The organism is Roseobacter sinensis (assembly GCF_025755255.1).
Lineage (GTDB): Bacteria > Pseudomonadota > Alphaproteobacteria > Rhodobacterales > Rhodobacteraceae > Roseobacter > Roseobacter sinensis.
The window spans coordinates 1-21,089 of the sequence record NZ_JALIEB010000001.1; the positions used below are offsets into that span (position 1 = coordinate 1).

General features: G+C 63.5%; 23 protein-coding genes, 1 tRNA gene and 2 riboswitches. Of the genes, 11 read left to right on the forward strand and 13 right to left on the reverse strand.

Features of this window, described 5'->3' with window-relative positions; translation table 11 throughout:
• Nucleotides 1-407: 407 nt before the first annotated feature.
• A tRNA-Lys gene (locus MUB52_RS00005) sits at nucleotides 408-483 on the reverse strand.
• A gap of 97 nt (nucleotides 484-580) precedes the next feature.
• On the opposite strand from MUB52_RS00005, the gene dapF reads away from it, so the two are divergent.
• From dapF to MUB52_RS00030, 5 genes are all read left to right on the forward strand, one after another.
• Nucleotides 581-1,423: a diaminopimelate epimerase gene (dapF, locus tag MUB52_RS00010; RefSeq protein WP_404818151.1), complete on the forward strand. Its 843-nt coding sequence runs from the start codon at nucleotides 581-583 to the stop codon at nucleotides 1,421-1,423.
• Nucleotides 1,420-2,673: a tRNA (N(6)-L-threonylcarbamoyladenosine(37)-C(2))-methylthiotransferase MtaB gene (gene mtaB, locus MUB52_RS00015; RefSeq protein ID WP_263842129.1), complete on the forward strand. Its 1,254-nt coding sequence runs from the start codon at nucleotides 1,420-1,422 to the stop codon at nucleotides 2,671-2,673. Before dapF ends, mtaB begins: the two co-directional genes overlap by 4 nt.
• Nucleotides 2,674-2,749: 76 nt before the next feature.
• The gene (locus tag MUB52_RS00020) at nucleotides 2,750-3,112 is read left to right on the forward strand and encodes a hypothetical protein (RefSeq protein WP_263842130.1); all 363 of its coding nucleotides are present in this window, start codon (nucleotides 2,750-2,752) and stop codon (nucleotides 3,110-3,112) included.
• 129 nt (nucleotides 3,113-3,241) lie between these two features.
• Entirely contained in the window at nucleotides 3,242-3,916 is a 675-nt protein-coding gene (locus MUB52_RS00025; RefSeq protein ID WP_263842131.1) for a Crp/Fnr family transcriptional regulator, read from the forward strand.
• 132 nt (nucleotides 3,917-4,048) lie between these two features.
• Complete coding sequence (locus MUB52_RS00030) at nucleotides 4,049-4,198, forward strand: hypothetical protein (protein ID WP_263842132.1); 150 nt, start codon at nucleotides 4,049-4,051, stop codon at nucleotides 4,196-4,198.
• Nucleotides 4,199-4,616: 418 nt separating this feature from the next.
• On the opposite strand, the gene MUB52_RS00035 is transcribed toward MUB52_RS00030, so the two are convergent.
• The 5 genes from MUB52_RS00035 to MUB52_RS00055 all read right to left on the reverse strand — a co-directional run bounded on the left by MUB52_RS00035 (nucleotide 4,617) and on the right by MUB52_RS00055 (nucleotide 8,831).
• A complete protein-coding gene (locus MUB52_RS00035; RefSeq protein WP_263842133.1) occupies nucleotides 4,617-5,405 on the reverse strand; it encodes a cytochrome c1 in 789 nt (262 codons plus the stop codon).
• Between the two features lie 14 nt (nucleotides 5,406-5,419).
• Nucleotides 5,420-6,772, reverse strand: coding sequence for a cytochrome b (locus MUB52_RS00040; protein WP_263842134.1), 1,353 nt, complete (start codon nucleotides 6,770-6,772; stop codon nucleotides 5,420-5,422).
• Nucleotides 6,773-6,784: 12 nt separating this feature from the next.
• Nucleotides 6,785-7,345: a ubiquinol-cytochrome c reductase iron-sulfur subunit gene (petA, locus tag MUB52_RS00045; RefSeq protein WP_263842135.1), complete on the reverse strand. Its 561-nt coding sequence runs from the start codon at nucleotides 7,343-7,345 to the stop codon at nucleotides 6,785-6,787.
• 200 nt (nucleotides 7,346-7,545) lie between these two features.
• Entirely contained in the window at nucleotides 7,546-8,157 is a 612-nt protein-coding gene (locus MUB52_RS00050; protein WP_263842136.1) for a glutathione S-transferase, read from the reverse strand.
• 41 nt (nucleotides 8,158-8,198) lie between these two features.
• Complete coding sequence (locus tag MUB52_RS00055) at nucleotides 8,199-8,831, reverse strand: FMN-binding negative transcriptional regulator (protein WP_263842137.1); 633 nt, start codon at nucleotides 8,829-8,831, stop codon at nucleotides 8,199-8,201.
• Between the two features lie 63 nt (nucleotides 8,832-8,894).
• Nucleotides 8,895-9,053: riboswitch (FMN riboswitch) on the forward strand.
• 49 nt (nucleotides 9,054-9,102) lie between these two features.
• Between MUB52_RS00055 and MUB52_RS00060 the strand changes: the two genes are divergently transcribed.
• Nucleotides 9,103-9,573: a 6,7-dimethyl-8-ribityllumazine synthase gene (locus tag MUB52_RS00060; protein WP_263842138.1), complete on the forward strand. Its 471-nt coding sequence runs from the start codon at nucleotides 9,103-9,105 to the stop codon at nucleotides 9,571-9,573.
• 89 nt (nucleotides 9,574-9,662) lie between these two features.
• On the opposite strand, the gene MUB52_RS00065 is transcribed toward MUB52_RS00060, so the two are convergent.
• Genes MUB52_RS00065 through MUB52_RS00075 form a run of 3 tightly spaced genes read right to left on the reverse strand, consistent with a single transcriptional unit; the run spans nucleotide 9,663 to nucleotide 12,857 of the window.
• The gene (locus MUB52_RS00065; RefSeq protein WP_263842139.1) at nucleotides 9,663-10,358 is read right to left on the reverse strand and encodes a thiamine ABC transporter ATP-binding protein; all 696 of its coding nucleotides are present in this window, start codon (nucleotides 10,356-10,358) and stop codon (nucleotides 9,663-9,665) included.
• Nucleotides 10,345-11,901: a thiamine/thiamine pyrophosphate ABC transporter permease ThiP gene (locus MUB52_RS00070; RefSeq protein ID WP_263842140.1), complete on the reverse strand. Its 1,557-nt coding sequence runs from the start codon at nucleotides 11,899-11,901 to the stop codon at nucleotides 10,345-10,347. The genes MUB52_RS00065 and MUB52_RS00070 overlap by 14 nt, the downstream gene beginning before the upstream one ends.
• Nucleotides 11,877-12,857, reverse strand: coding sequence for a thiamine ABC transporter substrate-binding protein (locus MUB52_RS00075; RefSeq protein WP_263842141.1), 981 nt, complete (start codon nucleotides 12,855-12,857; stop codon nucleotides 11,877-11,879). Before MUB52_RS00075 ends, MUB52_RS00070 begins: the two co-directional genes overlap by 25 nt.
• A 36-nt stretch (nucleotides 12,858-12,893) precedes the next feature.
• Nucleotides 12,894-12,995, reverse strand: a riboswitch (TPP riboswitch).
• A 92-nt stretch (nucleotides 12,996-13,087) separates the two neighbouring features.
• On the opposite strand from MUB52_RS00075, the gene aroC reads away from it, so the two are divergent.
• Nucleotides 13,088-14,200: a chorismate synthase gene (gene aroC, locus MUB52_RS00080; RefSeq protein WP_263842142.1), complete on the forward strand. Its 1,113-nt coding sequence runs from the start codon at nucleotides 13,088-13,090 to the stop codon at nucleotides 14,198-14,200.
• 155 nt (nucleotides 14,201-14,355) lie between these two features.
• On the opposite strand, the gene MUB52_RS00085 is transcribed toward aroC, so the two are convergent.
• Complete coding sequence (locus MUB52_RS00085; protein ID WP_263842143.1) at nucleotides 14,356-14,943, reverse strand: TetR/AcrR family transcriptional regulator; 588 nt, start codon at nucleotides 14,941-14,943, stop codon at nucleotides 14,356-14,358.
• 135 nt (nucleotides 14,944-15,078) lie between these two features.
• Between MUB52_RS00085 and MUB52_RS00090 the strand changes: the two genes are divergently transcribed.
• From MUB52_RS00090 to MUB52_RS00105, 4 genes are read left to right on the forward strand one after another with little or no spacing between them, the layout of a single operon-like run.
• Nucleotides 15,079-15,465 (forward strand): DM13 domain-containing protein, encoded by a 387-nt coding sequence (locus MUB52_RS00090; RefSeq protein ID WP_263842144.1) that lies wholly within the window; start codon nucleotides 15,079-15,081, stop codon nucleotides 15,463-15,465.
• 31 nt (nucleotides 15,466-15,496) lie between these two features.
• Nucleotides 15,497-16,471, forward strand: coding sequence for a DMT family transporter (locus MUB52_RS00095; protein ID WP_263842145.1), 975 nt, complete (start codon nucleotides 15,497-15,499; stop codon nucleotides 16,469-16,471).
• Between the two features lie 14 nt (nucleotides 16,472-16,485).
• The gene (cobO, locus tag MUB52_RS00100; RefSeq protein WP_263842146.1) at nucleotides 16,486-17,085 is read left to right on the forward strand and encodes a cob(I)yrinic acid a,c-diamide adenosyltransferase; all 600 of its coding nucleotides are present in this window, start codon (nucleotides 16,486-16,488) and stop codon (nucleotides 17,083-17,085) included.
• A gap of 40 nt (nucleotides 17,086-17,125) precedes the next feature.
• Complete coding sequence (locus tag MUB52_RS00105; protein WP_263842147.1) at nucleotides 17,126-17,737, forward strand: SAP domain-containing protein; 612 nt, start codon at nucleotides 17,126-17,128, stop codon at nucleotides 17,735-17,737.
• A 382-nt stretch (nucleotides 17,738-18,119) separates the two neighbouring features.
• Here the strand turns inward: MUB52_RS00105 and MUB52_RS00110 are convergent, their stop codons facing one another.
• The 3 genes from MUB52_RS00110 to MUB52_RS00120 form a co-directional block, all read right to left on the reverse strand.
• Complete coding sequence (locus MUB52_RS00110) at nucleotides 18,120-19,688, reverse strand: alkaline phosphatase D family protein (protein WP_263842148.1); 1,569 nt, start codon at nucleotides 19,686-19,688, stop codon at nucleotides 18,120-18,122.
• Nucleotides 19,689-19,794: 106 nt separating this feature from the next.
• Nucleotides 19,795-20,136 carry a nuclear transport factor 2 family protein gene (locus tag MUB52_RS00115; protein WP_263842149.1) on the reverse strand — a complete coding sequence of 114 codons (342 nt, stop codon included), beginning with the start codon at nucleotides 20,134-20,136 and terminating at the stop codon, nucleotides 19,795-19,797.
• Between the two features lie 4 nt (nucleotides 20,137-20,140).
• Nucleotides 20,141-21,010 carry a branched-chain amino acid aminotransferase gene (locus MUB52_RS00120; RefSeq protein ID WP_263842150.1) on the reverse strand — a complete coding sequence of 290 codons (870 nt, stop codon included), beginning with the start codon at nucleotides 21,008-21,010 and terminating at the stop codon, nucleotides 20,141-20,143.
• Nucleotides 21,011-21,089: the final 79 nt, after the last annotated feature.

The following is a 21,089-nucleotide window of genomic DNA, read 5'->3' on the forward strand; positions in this document are numbered from 1 at the left end:
CCCATCCACCAAATCCACTGCTGAATTAATGCACTGTCATTGCCCCAAGCGCCAATACCGCGAGAGCGGTTTCGTCCTTGTCCCGCCAACCGTCTGTTCGCCTAGACCACGACTTTGCGTCCATGGCCAATGTCAGCACGCCGGACCGCGACCGCGACCGCGACCGCGACCTCAATAACAACTGAGGGCTGTCCGCTCATAGCCAAGACGTACTCAACGGGCTCACGACCGAGATCTAAGCTAGCGAGTGCTTCCAAGTCTCTTCAAAGAAGGTGACCAAAAAACACCACAAAAATAGCCCAGCAACACGAGCCATCATGCATGTGGCAAGCCTTCGTGACGTTTGTGGCAGAAAGCCCGGCAATTGTGGAAGACTCTCGTGACTACTCACAACAAGATCGATGAAGTGGTGAGCCGTGCAGGATTCGAACCTGCGACCCACTGATTAAAAGTCAGTTGCTCTACCAACTGAGCTAACGGCCCACTAGGGCGCCTAATTAGAAAGGTGGTGGGAGAGGGTCAAGCCCTTAATCGGGCTTTTCGTCAGGACGCACTGGATAGTTTTGACGCAGCAGCTTATATGGCCGCAATGTGCCGCTCGGACCATATCGGCTTGCCCTTCATGAAGATGCACGGGCTGGGGAACGATTTTGTCGTGCTGGACGCGCGCGCGCACGCCCTCGACGTCGACGCTGCTCTGGCGCGGGCTCTGGGCGACCGGCATCGCGGCGTCGGCTTCGACCAACTGGCGGTGATCTCGAACGGCGCTGACGCTCTGCATCTGACGTTCTTCAACGCAGACGGATCGCGCGCTGCCGCCTGTGGCAACGCAACGCGCTGCATCGCCCGGCACGTCATGGAGGAAACCGGGCAGACCGAGCTCAGCCTGACCACGGAGCGCGGCGTTCTCATGGCGAAAGATGCGGGCGACGGTCTCACCTCCGTCAATATGGGTCAGCCTCAACTCAACTGGGCGGAGATCCCGCTGGCGCAGGCCGTGGATACCCTCTCTTTGCCCATTGAGGGTGCGCCTGTCGCAACGGGGATGGGCAACCCGCATTGCACCTTTTTCGTGGACGATATCGACAGCATCGATCTGCCGACGTTCGGGGCTACGCATGAGAAGCATCCGCTCTACCCCGAGCGCACGAACGTCCAGATCGCACAGATCACCGGAGCAGACCGGATCCGCATGCGGGTCTGGGAGCGGGGGGCAGGCATCACCCTGGCCTCAGGCTCGTCCAGCTGCGCAACGGCGGTCGCGGCCGCGCGGCGGGGGCTGACCGGACGGGCCGCTCAAGTCGATCTCGACGGTGGCACGCTCTTTATTGACTGGCGCGACGATGGGGTGTGGATGACCGGCCCCACCGCGCATGTCTTTTCGGGCACACTGACCCCCGCATTCCTGGCCTCGCTGACATGAACGCACCTGTCTTCGCCACAATGGGCTGTCGGCTGAACGCTTATGAAACCGAAGCCATGAAGGATCTGGCCGCCGCCGCGGGCCTCGGCAACGCAGTTGTCGTCAACACCTGCGCGGTGACCGCCGAGGCCGTACGCAAGGCGCGGCAGGACATTCGACGGCTCCGCCGGACCCATCCTCACGCCCGGCTGATCGTGACCGGATGCGCGGCCCAGACGGAGCCCGAAACATTCGCCAAGATGCCCGAAGTCGATGCGGTTATCGGCAATACCGAGAAAATGCAGGCCGCGACGTGGCAAGGCCTCGCCGCGGATTTCATCGGCGAGACCGAAGCGGTGCAGGTTGACGATATCATGTCCGTCACCGAAACGGCCGGCCATCTCATCGACGGGTTCGGCACCCGAAGCCGCGCCTATGTGCAGGTCCAGAACGGCTGTGATCACCGCTGCACCTTCTGCATCATTCCCTACGGCCGCGGCAACTCGCGCTCGGTGCCCGCCGGTGTGGTTGTCGATCAGATCAAGCGGCTGGTCGACAAAGGCTTCAACGAGGTGGTGCTCACCGGGGTCGATCTGACCAGCTGGGGCGCCGACTTGCCCGCCGCGCCGAAGCTCGGCGATCTGGTCATGCGCATCCTGCGTCTGGTGCCAGACCTGCCGCGGTTGCGGATCAGCTCGATCGACAGCATCGAAGTCGACGACAACCTGATGACCGCCATTGCGACCGAACCGCGCCTCATGCCGCATCTCCATCTCTCGCTGCAACACGGCGACAACCTGATCCTGAAGCGGATGAAGCGCCGGCACCTGCGGGACGACGCCATCCGCTTTGCGCAGGAGGCCCGCAGGCTGCGACCCGAGATGACGTTCGGCGCTGACATCATCGCCGGCTTTCCAACCGAAACCGATCCGATGTTCGAGAATTCGCTGGCGCTTGTGAAAGACTGCGATCTGACATGGCTGCATGTCTTTCCCTATTCACCGCGGAACGGCACACCCGCGGCACGGATGCCGGCTGTTGATGGCAGGCTCATCAAGGAGCGCGCGGCGCGCTTGCGCGAGGCTGGTACAAGACAGGTGCAACAACACCTCGCCGCCCAGGTCGGCAAGCGGCACCTGGTGCTGATTGAGAGCCCCACAATGGGCCGCACCGAACAGTTCTGTCCCGTTGCCTTCAGCCAGCCGCAGCGCGAAGGCAGCATCGTGCCGGCCACGGTCACTGGGCATACGGACGTGACGCTTCTCGCATAATCCGCCTGCGCCAGAAATCTCGTGACAAAGGTTCGGCTTGGTCGCTACGGTGAAGACACCTTGTGGGAGAGGTGTATTGGAAGGTGGGATTGAGCGGATTCTGGACGTGCGCGTCCGGAGCGGTCAACAGGGTGCGGTTCAGCGTCTGATCAGCGAGACGGTCCGGGCCGGTGAGTTAGACCAGCCCGGGTCACTGAGGTACGACAACACGTCATCGAACGATCATCTGCGCGGCGCCGCCGTCAATCGCCATGCCAGCAAAACTGCGTTAACGGCACCGGCCGATACGGCCCGCGCGCTTTTGGCCGCGCAGTGGTTCTCGGCGTTACTGCTTGTAGAACGGGCGGTCTACAGATCCGCCGACACACGCGGGCGCGCTCCACTTGCAGGTTTTGGTGCCGCAGAAATTGCCCAGCTTGGCGGGTTTCGCCGCGCATAACCGCGCCCCCTCTTCCACATCTGGTGTCTTTTGTCGCCCGCGGGCTACCCGCGGTGATTGAAAGGCTGTAAGTGGCACAGTAGGGTACCTGTTCCGAGGCGGTGAGTGCCAGGAAGGAAAGAGACAAGGATGGACACAGTCACATTGCCGAAAAGCGGGTTTCTGGCGCACGCTTCGCAGGACCTGTCCGATCTGATGGCCTCGGTCGCAACCGAGGTGTCGCTCGACGAGGGTGAGGTGCTGTTCGAGCAGGGCGATATCGGCGACACGCTTTATGCTATCGTCTCAGGCTCGCTCGAATTCAGCGTACTGTCGCGCGAAGGGCGCAAGCTGTCGCTCGACGTGATGCGCCCTGGCGCCCTTTTCGGGGAGATCGCACTCTTCGATCCGGGGACCCGGACGGCGACGGTGACGGCATTAGAGCCGACGCGGCTGCGCGGGGTCAAGAACGCCGACATGCTGCGAGCCATCCGCAAGGCCCCCGATCTGGGCATCGACATGATCCAGCTCGCCGGCGAGCGGATGCGCTGGATGAGCAGCCAACTCAACGAGCAGGTCTTCCTGCCGATGCCAGCCCGGCTCGCGCGCAAGATCCTCTATCTGACCGTCGATGGTTCCCGGCAGTTGGCGATCCTGCCGCTCTCGCAATCCGAGCTTGCAGAATTCGTGGGCGCAACGCGAGAGGCGGTCTCGAAGACATTGTCGCTCTGGAAGCGGGCCGGTGTCATCGAGGCCTCGCGCGGGGGCATCCGGGTGCTCGACCGCGAAGCGCTTCAGGTCATGGCCGATCTGCACCAGATATAGCGCGCGGGTGTGACCCGTTTCACAGACCCGGATTCGCTCTTGCTGTAGATTGCTCCACGATCAGGACAGAATGTTCTGAGCTGATCCGCCTCGGCGATTACCGAGGCGATACGGCAAAGAAGGGGCTACAACATGAAACGCCGCGGCGATAAGGCGACCGATCCGGCGAGGGTGACACCCTCGGCCTCGACGGTGCGGACAATCCTGACATGGCTGGTGGAGGCGGATCGCGAGTTCCGCGTTGCGCAATCCATGGTCGAAAAATTTCACCGTCGATTTTGAGAGGTGGAAATGGCTGTTACGTTAACGATTATTGCGGGGTCTTCCGTGGCGCAGGCCAGATTGGCAGCATTTGACAGAGCCAAACAGGCCAAACCGTCCACAGAAAAGTCGTCGAATGTGATCCAGTTCACATACGCCGCTTCTGCTTTAACCTATTGTTAACTTATTGGTGGTGACCGGTAGCGAGTATCTGCCTTGATTTACAAGGCCAACAAGATGGTAACGGAAGAATTTGAGTAAGGGACAGGACTGGGATCACGGCAAAAGACGCATTGCGCTGCCGACTAACCGTGACACCTCGGACCATCCAATTCTGACTCTCCCCAGGGTCTGTGATTAGCCTTCCTCGAGAAGGTGCAGACGGAAACCCCCCGCGCCCTTCGGCACGGGGGGTTTTTCGATGACTTCTAGGGGGAGATCAGGCGGTCTCTTTGCCCTTCACAGGCGCCCAGAGCCGCTTGTTCGTCAGATAGAGAAGCACTGACAATAGCGTCAGGAATACAACGCCCACGAAGCCCGCTTGTTTGCGCGCCATCATCTTCGGCTCTGCAGTCCACATCAGGAAGGCCGACACGTCCTCAGAGATGCTGTGCAGGTCATTCTCGTGCCCGTCCGCATACTCCACATCCTCGCCCCAAAGCGGGGGCGCCATGGAGATCCAGCCACCCGGGAAGGCGGTGTTCTCATAGAGCGTAACACCGGCCTCTTCCTTCTCTTCGCCGGTATAGCCGGTCAGAAGCGAGGCGATGTACTCTGGCCCACCAATCCCCTTGAAGAACTGGTTGATCCCGAGACCATAAGGCCCGTGGAACCCGGCCCGCGCCTTTGCCATCAGGCTGAGGTCGGGTGCGTTCTCAAGGCCGGATTCCGGGAAATGATCCGACGGGCGTGCCGGACGGAAATCGTCGATTTCGGGGTCGAAAACTTCAAATTGCTCGGCATAGGCCCGCACCTGATCTTCCGGCATCGCGGGCCCGCCCTCTTCGGACAGCGACCGGATCGGCACGAACTTCAGCCCGTGGCAGGCGGCACAGATCTCGGTGTAGACCTGCAAGCCGCGTTGAAGCTGGTTCTGATCGTAGGTGCCGAAAGGTCCTTCGAAGGAGAAGTCGAAGTCCTCGATATGCGTGTCGTAAGCACCTGCGGCATGACCGGCCGTGGCCAGACCAACGGCCGCCACAGCGCTGAGTGTGAGTGTTCTGATCATGAGTTTGCGTTCCCTTATTCCGCAGGCGTCGCTTGCGCTTGACCGCCCGCAGCCTCTTTCGACGCTTTCGGGTAATGCGCGGCAAAGTCGTCTTCGATGGTCTCCGGCTGCGCCAGCGGCTTCTCGATCACACCCAGCAACGGCAGGATGATCAGGAAGTAGGCGAACCAGTAGGCCGAACCGATCAGCGCGATCACCGGATAGATGCCTTCTGCCGGCATCGCACCGACCCACATCAGAACGAAGAAGTTCACGACGAAGAGCCAGAACCACCACTTCAACATCGGACGGTAGCGTGCCGAGCGCACCGACGAGGTGTCGAGCCACGGTGCCAGCGCCATCACTGCGATAGAGCCGAACATCGCGAGCACGCCAAAGAATTTCGCATCGATGATGCCGCCCGTGATGAAGGACGCAATCTGCACGACCCAGACCGTGTCATCGAAAGCCCGCAGGATGGCGTAGAAAGGCAGGAAGTACCATTCCGGCACGATGTGCGCAGGCGTCGCCAGCGGGTTTGCCTCGATGTAGTTGTCGGGGTGGCCGAGGTAGTTCGGCATGAAGCCGACCACGGCGAAGAACACCGCAAGGATTACCGCAAGCGCGAAGAGGTCCTTGATCACGAAATAGGGCCAGAACGGCAGCGTATCTTTCTCGGCTTCCTCCTTCGAGGTCCGACGCACTTCAACACCCGTGGGGTTGTTGTTGCCGGTCGTGTGGAAGGCCCAGATGTGCACGATCACCAGACCGAGGATCACGAAGGGCAGCAGGTAGTGCAGCGAAAAAAAGCGGTTCAACGTGGCATTGTCCACAGCCGGCCCGCCCAACAGCCAGGTCTGCAGCGCCTCACCCACGAAGGGAATCGCGCCGAAGAGGCCGGTGATCACGGTCGCGCCCCAGAAGGACATCTGGCCCCAGGGCAGCACGTAACCCATGAAAGCAGTGCCCATCATCAGCACGTAAATCAGCATGCCGATGATCCAGGTGATCTCGCGCGGCGCCTTGTAGGAGCCGTAGTAAAGTCCCCGCAGGATGTGCGCGTAGACGGCAACGAAGAACAGCGAGGCGCCGTTCTGGTGGATATACCGCAGCATGTGTCCACCGTTGACGTTGCGCATGATATGCTCGACCGAGGCAAACGCCATGTCCACATGGGGCGTATAGTGCATCACCAGCACGATGCCGGTCACGATCTGCAGCACCAGAACGAATGTCAGAACGATACCCCAGATCCACATCCAGTTGAGGTTCTTGGGTGTCGGGATCATCAGGGTGTCGTACATCAGGCCGATGATCGGCAACCGCTTGGAAAGGCTCTTTTCCCAGGCCGCCTTCGGTTCGTAATGGTCGTGAGGAATTCCAGCCATCAGGTTTCTCCCTTAACCGAGTTTGATCGTGGTTTCATCCACGAATTCTGCAACGGGCACCGGCAAGTTGGTTGGCGCGGGGCCTCTCCGGATCCGGCCGGAGGTGTCATAATGCGACCCGTGGCAGGGGCAGAACCAGCCATCGAAGTCTCCTGCATCGCCCAGCGGCACGCAGCCGAGATGTGTACAGACCCCCATCATCACCAGCCATTCGCCCGCTTCGTCCAGCGCGCGGTTCTCGTCCGAAGCATCTGTTCCTGAAGGAAGATTCGCGTTCTCTGCGCTCTGATCCGGAAGATCGGACAGCGCCACCTCGCGTGCCGCGGTGATCTCTTCCTCGGTACGGCGGCGAATGAACACAGGCTTGCCCAGCCACTTCACGGTCAGCTGCGTGCCGGGTTCGACACCGCTTACATCGACGCGGATCGAAGACAGCGCGAGCACGTCTGCCGAGGGATTCATCTGGTTAACCAGCGGCCAGATTGCGGCACCAGCCGTCACGGCGCCCGCACCTGCGGTCGCGTAGTAGAGGAAATCCCTGCGGCTGCCGTCGTGATCATCTGCGTGGGACACGGGTTTCTCCATTTCCTGAGCCGGGAACCGGCAAAAACAATGCTGGCCGCGCCGGAGCGCAGCCTTTCTCCAGCGGGTATTTAGCGCCGTGCTTCCCTCACGTCTAGTAACCAAACAGGCGCAAAGGGTCGCAGGCACTCATCAAATTGGCGGTTTCTTAGCCCCGAGGGCCGTGCAAATCGTTAATTGCGCCGCGTTTCTCACGAAGCGGGCGGTTTCGTCGCACCCATGGAGCCCCGCGAATCAAACTCCGCGTGCCATTTCGCCAGTGCATCATGGCCCGCACGCCAATTGCGCGCACCATGGCGAAAGTCGACATAGGACAGTGCGCAGGCGACCGAGATATGCCCCATGTCCATGGGGCCCGACAGATGGCTCATCCAGCGCGCGTTCAACACGGAGATTGCGCGCGCGACCTTCTCCCACTGCGCCTCGATCCAGGCGCCGTACTGCATCTCTTCGGGCCGCAGCCGCATTTCATAAGCCATCGAGACGGCACAATCCATGATCCCGTCTCCCGTCGCCTCAAGGGTCAGCGTTTCCCAGCGCGCAGTGCCCGTACGATACATCTTGCCGCCGTATAGGTCGTCCAGAAATGCCGTGATCACCCGGCTGTCATAGAGTGTCGTGCCGTTGTCGCGCACCAAAGACGGCAGCTTCGCCAAGGGGTTACTTGCTGCAAGACCTGCGTCCGAGGCAAAGGCGGTCGACTGCACGTCGATCAGCTCGACCTCATCGGCCTTGCCCAACTCGTGCAGCAGCACGACGACCTTGCGCACAAAGGGCGAGGCGGGAGAGTGATAGAGCTTCATCGAGCGGTCCTCCTTGCGATTCCAGGAGGACCCTATCAAAGCTAGGGTCGCTGTCCATTGGCTCCGCGCATCAGCGCGGCCAGAACGGCAAGCTCCGTACCCTGGCCAAAGGCTTCCACGTGATCGGCCGCCTGCTGCCGGACGGCATCGGGCTTGTTCTGGTTCAATTTCCAGGTGCCGTCGACCTCGGTCACCTGCATCCGGCAGGGCACAATCGCGCGCATCATGCGCGCCATCACGCCGTCAGACATCTTCCCGGTCACCCAGGGTGTCTTGGGCAGCAGCCGCTCCTCAAAGACTGCCGACTGACGATCCAGCAGATCGTGCAACTCCGCTTGCGGGCGCAGCTCGAGCGTTCCGGTCAGATGCACGGCGATGTAGTTCCAGGTCGGCACCTCGTCATCCACACCGTACCAGTCCGGCGAGACGTAACTGTCGGGTCCCGACACGGCGAGGCGTGCGGGCCGCCGCCGCTCCGTCAGCGCCCGCGCAATCGGGTTGGAGCGCAGCAGGTGCAGCCCCAGCGATGCGCCATCCTCGTCGAGCAGGAACGGCACATGCGACAGCCACGGCGCCTCGGATCCGCTGACCGCCAGCACGCCGAACGCCCGCTCGCGCGCGAAGGCGAGGTTTTGATCCTCGGTCTGGGTATGAAACACCGGGTTGGGATGCATGAGCCTGCCTCGATCATACGATGGCTTTCCTCTTGCAGGCTTTGCCCTGCCTTGGCAAGCTGCGCACATTCTCAGGGCGGGGTGGAAGTCCCCACCGGCGGTATGGAGGCGCCTGCTTCCGAGCCCGCGAGCGCAACGGGTTTCTTGCAGAAATCCCTTGGTCCAGCAGATCTGGTGAAAGGCCAGAGCCGACGGTCACAGTCCGGATGAAAGAGAATGCGTATGACGCGGGTCTTCGGCCCGTGCGCAGCCGTGATCGCCTTGGGTGGACGTGTCGGACCACGAAAGGAGATCACATATGACACACACCCGTTTCGCCTTCGTCAAAGCGCAGTGGCACGCTGATATCGTGGACCGCGCCTTGGAAGGCTTCACTGAAATCATCCCGGAAGCACAGGTTGACGTGATCGATGTGCCCGGCGCCTTCGAGCTGCCCCTGATGGCGCGCGATCTGGCCCGCTCAGGCCGCTATGCCGCCATCGCCTGCGCCGCCTTCGTCGTGGACGGCGGCATCTACCGCCATGATTTCGTGGCCCAGGCTGTAGTCGATGGCCTCATGCAGGTCGGACTGGAGACTGGTGTCCCGGTGCTCTCCGTCTCGCTCACCCCGCATCACTATCAGGAGACCGAGCATCACACCGCGATCTACCGCGCGCATTTCGTCCAGAAAGGCCGCGAAGCCGCCCAGGCGGCGCTTGGGATCCTGAAGACGCGTGAGGCGCTGCGGTCTGCGGCGGCTTAACAAAGATTGCAACAATGTCCTGCCCGGCTGATAAGCCGGGCATCGCCCGACCTCCCCCCTGAGGGCAATGCCCTCGGCACCCGAACGGGTCACACTCCCAGATACGCCCTCAACGCAGGAGGCGGATCCTCGAGCAGCGCCTGCGCGGGCTGCGGCGCCGCCGCCCGCCCGCCCTCGACAAAGATGACGTCCTCGGCCATCCGCCGCACATCCTGCGGATCATGCGTAACCATCAGCAAAGTCGCACCCGTTTCCTCGACAAGCGACCGCACCAGATCCAGCATCTCCCGCCGCAACGCGGGCCCCAGCGCCGCGAAGGGCTCATCGAGCAAGACAACGGGCCGGTCCTGCACCAGCACCCGCGCCAGCGCCGCGCGGCTCTGCTGCCCGCCGGACAGCTCCCCCGGTTTGCGCCCCTCCAGCCCCTCCAGCCCGACACGCGCCAGCGCCTGCGCCACCCGCGCGCTGTCCTCCGCGCTCAGCTTCAGATCCGGGCGGACCCCCAGCCCCGCATTCTGCGCGATGCTCAAATGAGGAAAGAGGTTGTTGTCCTGAAACAGCATCGCCATCGGGCGCGCGCCAGGCGCGTCATGCGTGATGTCGCGCGCGTTCCAGAGCACCCGGCCGGCGCGCAGCGGCACGAACCCGCCAAGCGCCCCCAGCAGCGTCGACTTCCCCGCCCCCGAGGGTCCGATCACCGCAGTCCTGCGCCCCGGCGTGACGTCGAAGTCGGCGGCGAGGGCAAAGTCGCCCTGCGCGATCTCCACGCCTTCAAGCCTCAACACGCCAGCGCCCTCCCTTGTCGCAGAGCCAGAAGAGCCCGAGCGCCATCGCCAGCAGCACCAGCGCCGCGCCCGCCGCCGCCTCCGTCCTGTAGGCGCCCATCAGGCGATACATCTGCAAGGGCAAAGTCGCCCGGTCCGGGTCGGCAAAGAGCGCGATCACCCCGAGGTCTCCCACCGAAAGAGCGCCCGTGAGCCCGGCGGCAAAGCCGACCTGCGCCCTGAGCCGCGGCAGCACCAGCCAGCGCCAAGCCGCCCAGCCACGCAACCCCAGCGACCGGGCGAGCCGGTCATAGGCCCCCAGCACATCGCGCATCGGCGGCACCAGGATTCGCAAGGCGAAGGGCAGCGCCATCAGCGCGTTGATCAGCGCGGTGACTGGCAGCGCGAGCGGCACCGGGTCGGCAATCGGGTTGATCAGGATGAACCACCCCGTCCCGATCATCAGCGGCGAGGCGGAAAGCCCAATGAGCCCGATGGCCTCGGCACTGCCGCGCTGGCGGGTGCTGATCCAGCCTGCCATCGGCAGGGCGATGAGCAGCAGCACCGCGATGCTCAGGATCGCAACCCAGAGCGAATTGCCCGCTGTCTGCCAGACCACCGGCGGCATCAGCGGCAGCCCCTGCAACCCGGCGAGGAGGATTGCAAAGAGCGGGAGCAGCAGGAACGCACTTCCGAATGTAATGATCGCGGCGTCCGCCCAGGCCTGCCCGCCCCCGCGCGCATCCCAGCGCGTCAGCGCCCGGTCCAACCCTGCGCTGAGCGGAAAGTTGGGGATCACCCAAAGTGCCAGCAGCGCGGCGCCACCTGCCAATCCCAATTGGATCAGCGACAGCAAGGACGCCCGCGCCAAATCGAAATCGAACCGGAACGCCTGATAGATCGCGAGCTCGATGGTGGTCGCCCGCGGCCCGCCGCCGAGGGTCAGCGCCACCGCGAAGCTGGTGAGGCAAATCACGAAGATGAGCGCCGCCGCCCCCGGTGCCACCTGCTTCAACAGCGGCCATTCCAGCGTCCGGAACACCATGCGCGGCGGCAGGTTCAGCTGCGCCGCGAGGCGAAACCGCTCCGCCGGAATGCTCTGCCAGCCTTGCAGCAGGAGTCGCGTAGCCAGCGGCAGGTTGAAGAACACATGCGCCAGCACCACCCCATGCAGCCCGTATATCGACAGCTCCGGCAGCCCCAGCGCCCCGAGCCCCGTATTCAGCCACCCCGTCCGGCCAAAGACGGCCAGCAGCCCCAGCACCGCGACGATGACCGGCAGGATGAACGGCGCGCCCAGCAGCGTGATCAGGACCCCGCGCCCGGGAAAGCGCCGCCGCGCCAGAGCACGCGCCAACGGAATGGCAAAGGCCACCGACAACAATGCCGAGAGCACCGCCTGCACCACCGTGAAACGGATTGCCGCCCATTCCGCCGGGCCGATGCCGCGCCCGACCTCAGCCTTCAGTCCCAGCCCCACGAAGGAAGCCAGGACCACCGCGACAACACAGCCGCCCGCGGCGACCCCGCCTGCGCCGATTATTGGCTGAGCGCGCGGCGCCATGTCTCTATGGCCTGCGCCTTCCGCGCTTCCGCCTCATCCTCGGAGTAGAAGAGCACCTTCTCCGGCAGCGGCAGCTCGGCCCAGCCTTCGGGCCACTGATCCTCGGGCAGTGCCGAGGGGAGCGACCAGTTGGCCATGGGTATCATCCGCTGGAAATCCGCGCTCAGCACATAGGCCATGAAGGCATCGGCCAGCTCGGGCTGATCCGTGCCCGCAACCTTGGCCACGGTTTCGACCATGAAGTAGTGGCCTTCCGGGAAGATCGCCGCCTTCTTGGTGAAGTCCTCTTCGGCAAACATGTGATAGGCGGGCGACGTGGTGTAGCTCAGCACCATGTCCACCTCCCCATCGGTGAACATGCCATAACTCGCCGACCAATCCTTGGTCACGGTCAGGATCTTCGGCGCCAGAGCCTCCCAGACCGCGCCCGCTTTCTCACCATAGACCGCCTCGACCCAGAGCACGAGCGCCAGGCCCGAGATCGAGGTGCGCGGGTCCTGGATGACCAGCTTCACATCGTCGTCCATCTCCAGCAGCGCATCAAAGCTCGCGGGCGGCGCATCCATCGTGGTCTCGTTGTAGATGAAGGCGGTGTGGCCATAGTTGAAGGGCAGGAAGGTGTCGTCGGTCCACTCAATCGGCAGCGTCAGTGTGGAGTTGTCCTGCCCATGCGGTGCAAACAGCCCCGTCTCCCGCGCCCGCGCGGTCACGTCCGACGTAAGGCCGATCACCACATCCGCCTTGGTCCGCTCGCCTTCCAGCAGCAGACGCGGCAGCAGATCGCCAGTGGAAAACTGCAGATCGCACTTGCAGGTGGCCTCGAACCCCTCCTCGATCTTGGGGCCCGGACCCCATTCGGAGGTGAAGTAGTCGCCCGCATAGACGGTCAGCACGGGCGTCTCTGCGCCCGCCTGCGTGGCCAGCAGCAGCGGGAGTGCAAGGAAAGTTCTTCGCATGATGTATCCTCTTTATCTGCGTCGAACGGCGAAAGAGGACGATGTGACCACCTTCCCTCCGCCGGTCTTAACCGGTTCAGGTTCTACGGGTCCGCGCGTGCGCGCATCTCAGCCGGATTGGCCCCCCGAGGTGGGTCCAGAGGTATCGCCGTGCTGCGGGATTGGCAAGCGATAAGCTCTTGAGGCGCGGCACGCGCGCCGCTAAGCACGCCGGACAAAGGAGCGTTTGCATGTCGATCAACAGCTTTGGCCATCTTTTTCGCGTGACCACCTGGGGCGAGAGTCACGGGCCAGCTTTGGGCGCGACCGTCGATGGCTGCCCGCCCGGCGTGGCGATTGACGAGGCGACGCTGCAGCACTGGCTCGACAAGCGCAAACCGGGGCAGAACAAGTTCACCACCCAGCGGCGCGAGGCTGACGCGGTGAAGATCCTCTCGGGCGTCTTCGAAGGGCAGACCACGGGCACGCCGGTGCAGCTGATGATCGAGAATACCGACCAGCGCTCGAAGGACTACAGCGAGATCAAGGACAAGTTCCGTCCCGGCCACGCCGATATTACCTATTTCCAGAAGTACGGCATCCGAGATTACCGGGGTGGCGGACGGTCAAGCGCGCGAGAAACCGCGGCGCGTGTGGCCGCTGGCGGGCTCGCGCGCGCTGCCATCGCCTCGCTTGTGGCGGGGGTGGAGATCACCGGCTACATGGTCCAGATGGGTCCGCACAAGATCGACCGCGACAGGTTCGACTGGGACGAGATCGTCCGCAACCCCTTCTGGGTGCCCGACGCGCGGGCGGCAGACGAGTGGGCGAGCTACCTCGACGGGTTGCGCAAATCCGGCAGCTCCGTAGGCGCTGTGATCGAGGTCGTCGCGCGCGGCGTGCCTGCGGGCCTCGGCGCGCCGGTCTATGGCAAGCTGGATACGGATCTGGCCGCCGCGATGATGAGCATCAACGCCGTGAAGGGCGTTGAGATCGGTGAGGGCATGTCGGCGGCGATGCTCACGGGTGAGCTCAATGCCGACGAGATCACCATGGGCCCGGACGGCCCCGTCTATTCCTCGAACCACGCGGGCGGCATCCTCGGCGGCATCAGCACCGGGCAAGATATCGTGCTGCGCTTCGCGGTCAAACCCACCTCCTCGATCCTGACCGCCCGGCGCACGATCACAAAGACGGGCGAGGAGACCGAGATCGTGACAAAGGGCCGCCATGACCCCTGCGTCGGCATTCGCGCGGTGCCTGTAGGCGAGGCGATGATGGCCTGCGTGCTGCTCGACCATCTGCTGCTGCACCGCGGCCAGGTGGGGGAGAACCGCGGCCACATCGGCGAGAGCCCGGCCTGAACACCTGAAGCAGCGGTTCAACCGGCGCCCCCGGCTGACAAGCCGGGCAGCGCCCGACCCTCCTCGATGGAGGTGAGGGCGCTTCGCGCGTCCCTCGGACCAAACGCCGCACTCGATGCGATGTGTAGGCCCCGGCGCGGTTTCTGGCTCAGGCTCTAGGACATCTCCAGCAGCCGCGCGACACCCGCGACGCCGTGCTCCACGATCCCCAGTGAGAGCTGCGAGCGTGCCAGCACGCGCAGCCCGATGTATTGGGTCAGCAGCACATTCGCCAAAGCGCGGATCGCCGCCTCCTCCTGCGCCCCATGCACGGGCGACGCCCGCAGCGCGGTCTCCAGACCCTCCCGGATGCCCTGAAGCCCCCGCTGCACCGCTGCCGCAATCTCCGGGTCTGACATCTCGGCCCCGGCCGCCGCCGTGCAGAGCAGACAGCCGCGATGATCGCCGGAGGTTGCCGCGGCCACCGACGCCTGAAACAGGCTGAGGATACGGTCGCGCCCATCGGCGACACCCGGGTCCGACAGCCGCGCCTGTGCAGCGGCGACCGCCCTGTCCTCGTAGTGTTCCAACACCAGCAGGAACAGCGTCTTCTTGTCCGTGAACGCCTTGTAGAGGCTGCCCCGGGTCAGCCCCATGCCCTCCAACAGATCGGGCAGCGAGGCCTCCTGATAGCCCTTAGTCCAGAACACCTCCGTGGCCTTGCCGATTGCATCGTCGATATTGAATTCTCTGGGCCGGGCCATGGGTACCTCCTGTGGTCGCACATCAACATAGTTCGGAACCGCTTGTTACACAACTCACGCAGACGTGTATTGTACCAATCAGTTCCGAACTGTAAATCAAGGCCACACGCCCCACACAGCACAGAAAGCGATTTCATGAAACACCTCCTCTCCGCCCTCCTCGTCATCGCCCTCACCACGCTCGCCACGCTCGGCGCCATGGCGGGCGGCAGCACCTCCGGCACCTTCACCGGCAAGAGCAACCACATCACCACCGGCGGCGTCACCATCGAGACACATGCCGATGGCACCGCCACTGTCACGCTCGACGACGACTTCTCGCTCGACGGCGCGCCCGACCCGCGCGTCGCCTTCGGCAAGGACGGCGCCTATGTGCCCGCAGGCGATCTGGGTGAGCTGAAAATGCTCAACGGCAAGCAGACCTACACCGTGCCCGCCTCGATCAACGTGGATGACTTCAACGAAATCTACATCTGGTGCCTAAAGTTCTCGGTCCCCTTGGGCGTCGCCAAACTCGGTTGATCTTTCCGGATCAGAGGCGCATCAGGGCCCCATGGCCCAGGACCTCACGGAACACAAACCCGGCCGCGCAATTGCTCTGAAGCTCTGCGCGGTCTTTCTGTTCATGGTGATGGCCGCGATCATCAAGGGCGTCTCCGGTCAGGTCCCGCCGGGCCAAGCCGTCTTCTTCCGCTCGCTCTTTGCCCTGCCGATCATCGCGCTCTGGCTCGCCCAGCGCGGGCAGTTGCGCCAAGGGCTGATCCCCTCGAACCTCATGGGCCACGTCTGGCGCGGCGTCTTCGGCACCTCGGCCATGGCGCTCACCTTCGCGGGCCTCGGACTGCTGCCCCTGCCCGAGGTGACCGCCATCGGCTATGCGACGCCGCTCTTCGCGGTGATCTTCGCCGCGCTCTTTCTGGGCGAGCGTATCCGCCTCATCCGGATGTCCGCCGTGGCCCTCGGCCTTGTTGGGGTGATGATCGTGATCGCGCCTCGCTTGAGCGTCGGCGCCGACGAGATCTCGCGCGCGGCGACCCTAGGGGCGGTGATGGTGCTGATCGCGGCGATCCTGCGCGCGCTGGTGCAGATCCACGTGCGCCGGCTGGTGCAGACCGATCACACCGCGGCCATCGTTTTCTACTTCTCGGTCACCGCAAGCTGCCTCGCGCTGCTCTCGGCGCCGCTGGGCTGGGTCGTCGAGCATCCCGGTTTCATCTGGGTGTGGCCGGAACGGGCGGTTGTGCTCTGGCTGATCACCGCCGGTCTGATCGGTGGCGTTGCGCAGATCATGGTCACCTCCTCCTACCGCTTCGGTGCGGCCTCGATGCTTGCGCCCTTCGACTACGCGTCGATGATCTTTGCCGCCCTGATCGGCTATCTCGCCTTCAACGAGCTGCCCACCGGCCCCATCATCCTCGGTGCCAGCCTCGTGATCGCCGGCGGCATCCTGATCATCTGGCGCGAGCACCAATTGGGGGTTGACCGCAGCCGCTCGAAACCCAATCAATCGCCCCCGGGCACACCGTGAGGGGAGCAAAAGCGATGAGCGACGCAGAGACCCACAAGGAAGAAATGAAAAAGGTGCAGGCCAAGCACCGCGCCAAGGTGGCCGAGACCGAAGACCCCGGGCGTGGCCTCGTGCTGGTGCATACCGGCAAGGGCAAGGGCAAATCCTCCAGCGCCTTCGGCGTGGTGATCCGCGCGCTCGGCTGGAAGCAAAAGGTCGGCGTGGTCCAGTTCATCAAGGGCAAGTGGATCACGGGCGAGAAACGCTTCTTCGACCGACTCGGCGATGTGACCTGGCACACCATGGGCGAAGGTTTCACCTGGGACACACAGGACCGCGACCGCGACATCGCCGCCGCCGAGGCCGCCTTCGCCAAAGGCGTCGAGATGATGCAGAGCGGCGATTATGACCTTGTGGTGCTCGACGAGATCAACATCGCGCTGCGCTATGACTACCTCGACATCCATGCGGTGATCGACAGCCTGAAGGCCCGCGACGACCGCACCGGGGTGATCCTCACGGGCCGCGATGCCAAGCCCGAGCTGATGGACTACGCCGATCTCGTGACCGAGATGACCGAGGTCAAGCACCCCTACCAATCCGGCATCAAGGCCCAGCGCGGAGTGGATTTTTAGAGCCTGCGGATCATCTTGCGCCTCAAAGAGAGGTCCTGCGATGCCGAAAAACCGCGATGGCCGCCCCGCGATCGCCAGCATCCCCACCGGTGCCGAGCTGCGCCGCTGGTACTGGCTAAAGTCCGAGCTGGAGGCGCAGGCGAAAGCGGTTGGCGTGCGGGCCACGGGCGGCAAGTTCGCCATCCTCGACCGCCTCGCGCATCACCTCGACACAGGCGAGACCCAATGGCCTGGAGATGTCCGCAGCCAACCCCGCTCCAAATTCGACTGGCACAGCGCCGAGCTGACGCCGGAGACCGTGATCACCGACAGCTATCGCAACAGCCAGAACGTCCGGCGGTTCTTCAAGGCGCATGCAGGCGAAGGCTTCAAATTCAACATCGCCTTCATGGCCTGGATGAAGGCCAACGCGGGCAAGACGCTGGCGGATGCAGTTGCCGAATACCACCGGCTCAAGGCTGAAGAGGTCAAACCCGGCTTTCAAAGCAAGATCGCGGATCACAACCAGTTCAACCAGTACACGCGTGATTTTCTCGCCGACAATCCGGGTCGCGGGATGGACGACGTGCGCAAGTACTGGGCGCTCAAGCGCGAGACGCCCTCCGAAGACGGGCGCCACGTCTACCACTCCTCCGACCTCGACCTCGGCTAGGGCGGCGTCCAGAAAAAGCTAGGACGCTTCCACTCAAGCACAGAGGTCAGCCCCCGACCCTGGGTGGGGGTGAAGCCCCCTCCCGTGGGGAGGGTCGGGGGCTGGCCGGCGGTGCCGGCCGGGCGTGAGGTTTGATGCCGCGGCTCAGATTTCCTCGGCCGCACGATCACCGCACGCGCGGGTCGTCCTCTGTTCAGAAAGCTGGGCTCAGGCGCCAAAAAACCGCCCCAACACCGATATCACACCGACGTGATATCGACGTTGAGAAATCGCCCCTTATCAGGCGTTTAGCCGCAACAAACGGCAAGCGGCTGTCCCCGCCGGGACAACCGTTGCACGTACGGTCCCTCAAGCCCCCGGCAAGGCTTTGGGGCGCGGGGCCTCAGAGGCGCGTGCCCTGCGGGTCGAGCGTCACGGAGTAAAGCTCGGTATCCGCCCGATCCATCAGCCGCACGGTCATCTGTTGCGTTTGCGCGTCGATGTCGACCAACCCAAAGAACTGCAAGCCAGCGGAGGGCGGCAGGTTGACGCCCTGCTCCTCCGTCGGAGCTTTGGCGTATTTCACCTCGGCGCCAAAGGTCATGTCCATCGCATTCGGCCCGAAGGTGCCTGCGTGCAGCGGGCCCGACACGAACTCCCAGAAGGGCTCGAAATCCTGAAACTGCGCGTTGTCGGGGTTGTAGTAGTGCGCCGCGGTGTAATGCACATCGGCCGTGAACCAGACGGTGTTGTCGATGCGCGCGTTCTTGATGAACCGCAAAAGCTCCGCGACCTCGACCTCGCGCCCCATGGCCGGGCCGCTCACGCCGTCCGCGATCCCTTCAGAGCCCGACTGTTCACGGAAATTGTCCCAGACAATGAGGCCAATGGGCTGATCCGAGGCGATCACCTTCCAGGTCGCCTGGCTGTTGGCCAACTCGCGCTTGAGCCAGGCCATCTGCTCGGCCCCCAGCACGCGCTGCTCATCCGTCAGTTCGGCGGTCATCTCAGCCGTGTTCGGCCCGCGATAGCTGCGCAGATCAAGGAAGAACACATCCAGCATCGGGCCGTAGTTGATCTTGCGATAGACCCGGTTCGGCTCCTCCGGAGTGATGCGCAGCGGCGTCATCTCGTGGAACGCCCGCGTCGCCCGCGCCTGCAACAGGTGCACCGACTTCTCGGTGTAGCGGTCATCGGCCATCATATCCTTGCTGTCGGACCAGTTGTTCACGACCTCGTGGTCGTCCCATTGCATGAAGGTGGGCACGCTCGCGTTCATGGCCCGTACATGCTCGTCCAGCAGGTTGTACTTCCACTGGGCACGGAACTCATCGAGCGTTTCCGCCACCTTACGCTTCTCGTCCGGCAGCAGAACGTTGCGCCAGATCACCTCGCCATCTTTCTCAACCTCATCCTCCATTGGACCGTCGGCGTAGACCGTGTCGCCCGAATGGATGAAGAAATCCGGCTGATGCTGGGCCATGGTCGCGTAGGTCGCCATGCCGGTCTCGTCGATACCCCAGCCCTGCCCGGCTGTATCGCCGGACCAGGCAAAGCGGATGTTCCGTCGTGCGGTTGGCGCCGTACGGAAGCGCCCGACAAGGGGGGCCGAGGTGGCGTTCACATCGCTCAGATCAGCAGCGGTAAAGCGGTAGAAGATATCCTGATCCGACGGCAGGTCGGACACCAGACGTTTGATCGCCAGGTCCCCCGACGGGATCGCATCCATCGGCGCGAGGCGGCGCGCATTGGCAAAGCTCTCGGTGGTCGAGACCTCCATCTGGATGCGCGCCGGACGGTCCACGCGCGTCCAGATCATGCCCGAAGAGGTATCCACATCCCCCGACTGCACCCCATGGGTGAAGACAGGGCGCGCGCTTGCACGGCTGAGGCTGGGCATGGCGAGGCTGGCGGCAAAGGCGGTCGAGCCGGCCAGAACGGCACGGCGGGTGGGACGGATGAGCTGTGTCACGAGAGATCTCCATTTGGCGGTTGGCTACTGCGCGATAGGACCCTCAGAACGTAACGCTCAAGGTACACACGTGTAACGGGAAGATCAAAGATTCATGACACCAGGTTCAGTTCTTGTGGCAGGCTGAGGCTTCGACCACCAGGCCGTCCGGACCAAACCGAAGCGTTTCCGCTGCCAGCACATCGCGTTGATTGCGATAGAGACTCACCACCATTCCGTGACCGCGCAGCACATCGACCACGATGAACGACAGGTCAGGCTGCTGCGCCAGTGCCTTCGCCCAGTAGTCGCGTAGCGCCGCGCGGCCATGTATCTCGCCCCGACCGGTCAGCCGCATCGCCTTTTGCGACCGAAAGACCACATCCGCGCTGTAATGCGCGAGTATGCGGTCCAGATCATGGGCGTTCCAGGCGGCTTCCCAGTCTTCGGCGAAAGCGGTGTAGTCCAACGCCTCAGCTGCGCACGAGCTTTTCGTAGTCTTCGGCGACGGCGCGCGTCATGGCGCCCACCTCGAAGGTGTAGTCGCCAATCTGACCCACCGGCGTGACCTCGGCGGCGGTGCCAGTCAGCCAGCACTGCTCGAACCCTTCCAGCTCTTCAGGCATAATCACCCGCTCATGCACCTTGATCTGTCGGTCCTTCAGCATGCCGATCACGGTCTGCCGCGTCAGCCCGTTCAGGAAGCTGTCCGGGTCGGGCGTATGCACTTCTCCGTCCTTCACGAAGAAGACATTCGCGCTCGTCGCCTCGGCCACATAGCCGCGATAGTCCATGAAGAGCGCGTCCGAGCAGCCCTTTGCCTCGGCGGCGTGCTTCGAAGTGGTGCAGATCATGTAGAGCCCGGCGGCCTTGGCATGGACCGGAATTGTCTCCGGGCTGGGGCGCTTCCACTTCGCAATGTCGAGCTTGGCCCCCTTGGACTTCGCATCGCCATAGTAGCTGCCCCACTCCCAGGCGGCGATGGCCAGATGCACCGGGTTGCGCGCAGCGGCAACACCCATGTCCTCGCCCGCACCGCGCCAGGCCACCGCGCGCACATAGGCATCGGTGAAGCCATTTGCGGTCAGCACCTGCTGTTTGGCCGCCTCAATCTCGTCAACGGTATAGGGGATCTCGAAGTCCAGCTCGCTTGCGGAGAAGTGCAACCGCTCGGAATGCTTTCGGCTGAGGAAGATCTTGCCGTTGTAGGCGCGCTCCCCTTCGAAGACCGAAGAGGCATAGTGCATAGCGTGCGTCAGAATGTGGACATTCGCCGCGCGCCAGTCGACCATCTGGCCGTCCATCCAAATTTTCCCGTCGCGATCGTCGTAAGCGCCTGCCATTGTCTGTCCTTCCACGCTTGGCCAATAGATTTCCGAATATTGCGCAAAATATGGCCGACATGGACATAATATTGCGCAA

Coding starts and splice junctions, on each gene's coding strand:
- MUB52_RS00095 (WP_263842145.1), top strand. CDS start 15,497: ATGGCCCAGGACCTCACGGAACACAAACCCGGCCGCGCAATTGCTCTG.
- MUB52_RS00040 (WP_263842134.1), bottom strand. CDS start 6,772: ATGGCTGGAATTCCTCACGACCATTACGAACCGAAGGCGGCCTGGGAA.
- MUB52_RS00025 (WP_263842131.1), top strand. CDS start 3,242: ATGGACACAGTCACATTGCCGAAAAGCGGGTTTCTGGCGCACGCTTCG.
- MUB52_RS00030 (WP_263842132.1), top strand. CDS start 4,049: ATGAAACGCCGCGGCGATAAGGCGACCGATCCGGCGAGGGTGACACCC.
- mtaB (WP_263842129.1), top strand. CDS start 1,420: ATGAACGCACCTGTCTTCGCCACAATGGGCTGTCGGCTGAACGCTTAT.
- MUB52_RS00055 (WP_263842137.1), bottom strand. CDS start 8,831: ATGCATCCCAACCCGGTGTTTCATACCCAGACCGAGGATCAAAACCTC.
- MUB52_RS00090 (WP_263842144.1), top strand. CDS start 15,079: ATGAAACACCTCCTCTCCGCCCTCCTCGTCATCGCCCTCACCACGCTC.
- MUB52_RS00075 (WP_263842141.1), bottom strand. CDS start 12,857: ATGCGAAGAACTTTCCTTGCACTCCCGCTGCTGCTGGCCACGCAGGCG.
- MUB52_RS00070 (WP_263842140.1), bottom strand. CDS start 11,901: ATGGCGCCGCGCGCTCAGCCAATAATCGGCGCAGGCGGGGTCGCCGCG.
- MUB52_RS00085 (WP_263842143.1), bottom strand. CDS start 14,943: ATGGCCCGGCCCAGAGAATTCAATATCGACGATGCAATCGGCAAGGCC.
- MUB52_RS00105 (WP_263842147.1), top strand. CDS start 17,126: ATGCCGAAAAACCGCGATGGCCGCCCCGCGATCGCCAGCATCCCCACC.
- dapF (WP_404818151.1), top strand. CDS start 581: ATGGCCGCAATGTGCCGCTCGGACCATATCGGCTTGCCCTTCATGAAG.
- MUB52_RS00120 (WP_263842150.1), bottom strand. CDS start 21,010: ATGGCAGGCGCTTACGACGATCGCGACGGGAAAATTTGGATGGACGGC.
- cobO (WP_263842146.1), top strand. CDS start 16,486: ATGAGCGACGCAGAGACCCACAAGGAAGAAATGAAAAAGGTGCAGGCC.
- MUB52_RS00035 (WP_263842133.1), bottom strand. CDS start 5,405: ATGATCAGAACACTCACACTCAGCGCTGTGGCGGCCGTTGGTCTGGCC.
- MUB52_RS00050 (WP_263842136.1), bottom strand. CDS start 8,157: ATGAAGCTCTATCACTCTCCCGCCTCGCCCTTTGTGCGCAAGGTCGTC.
- aroC (WP_263842142.1), top strand. CDS start 13,088: ATGTCGATCAACAGCTTTGGCCATCTTTTTCGCGTGACCACCTGGGGC.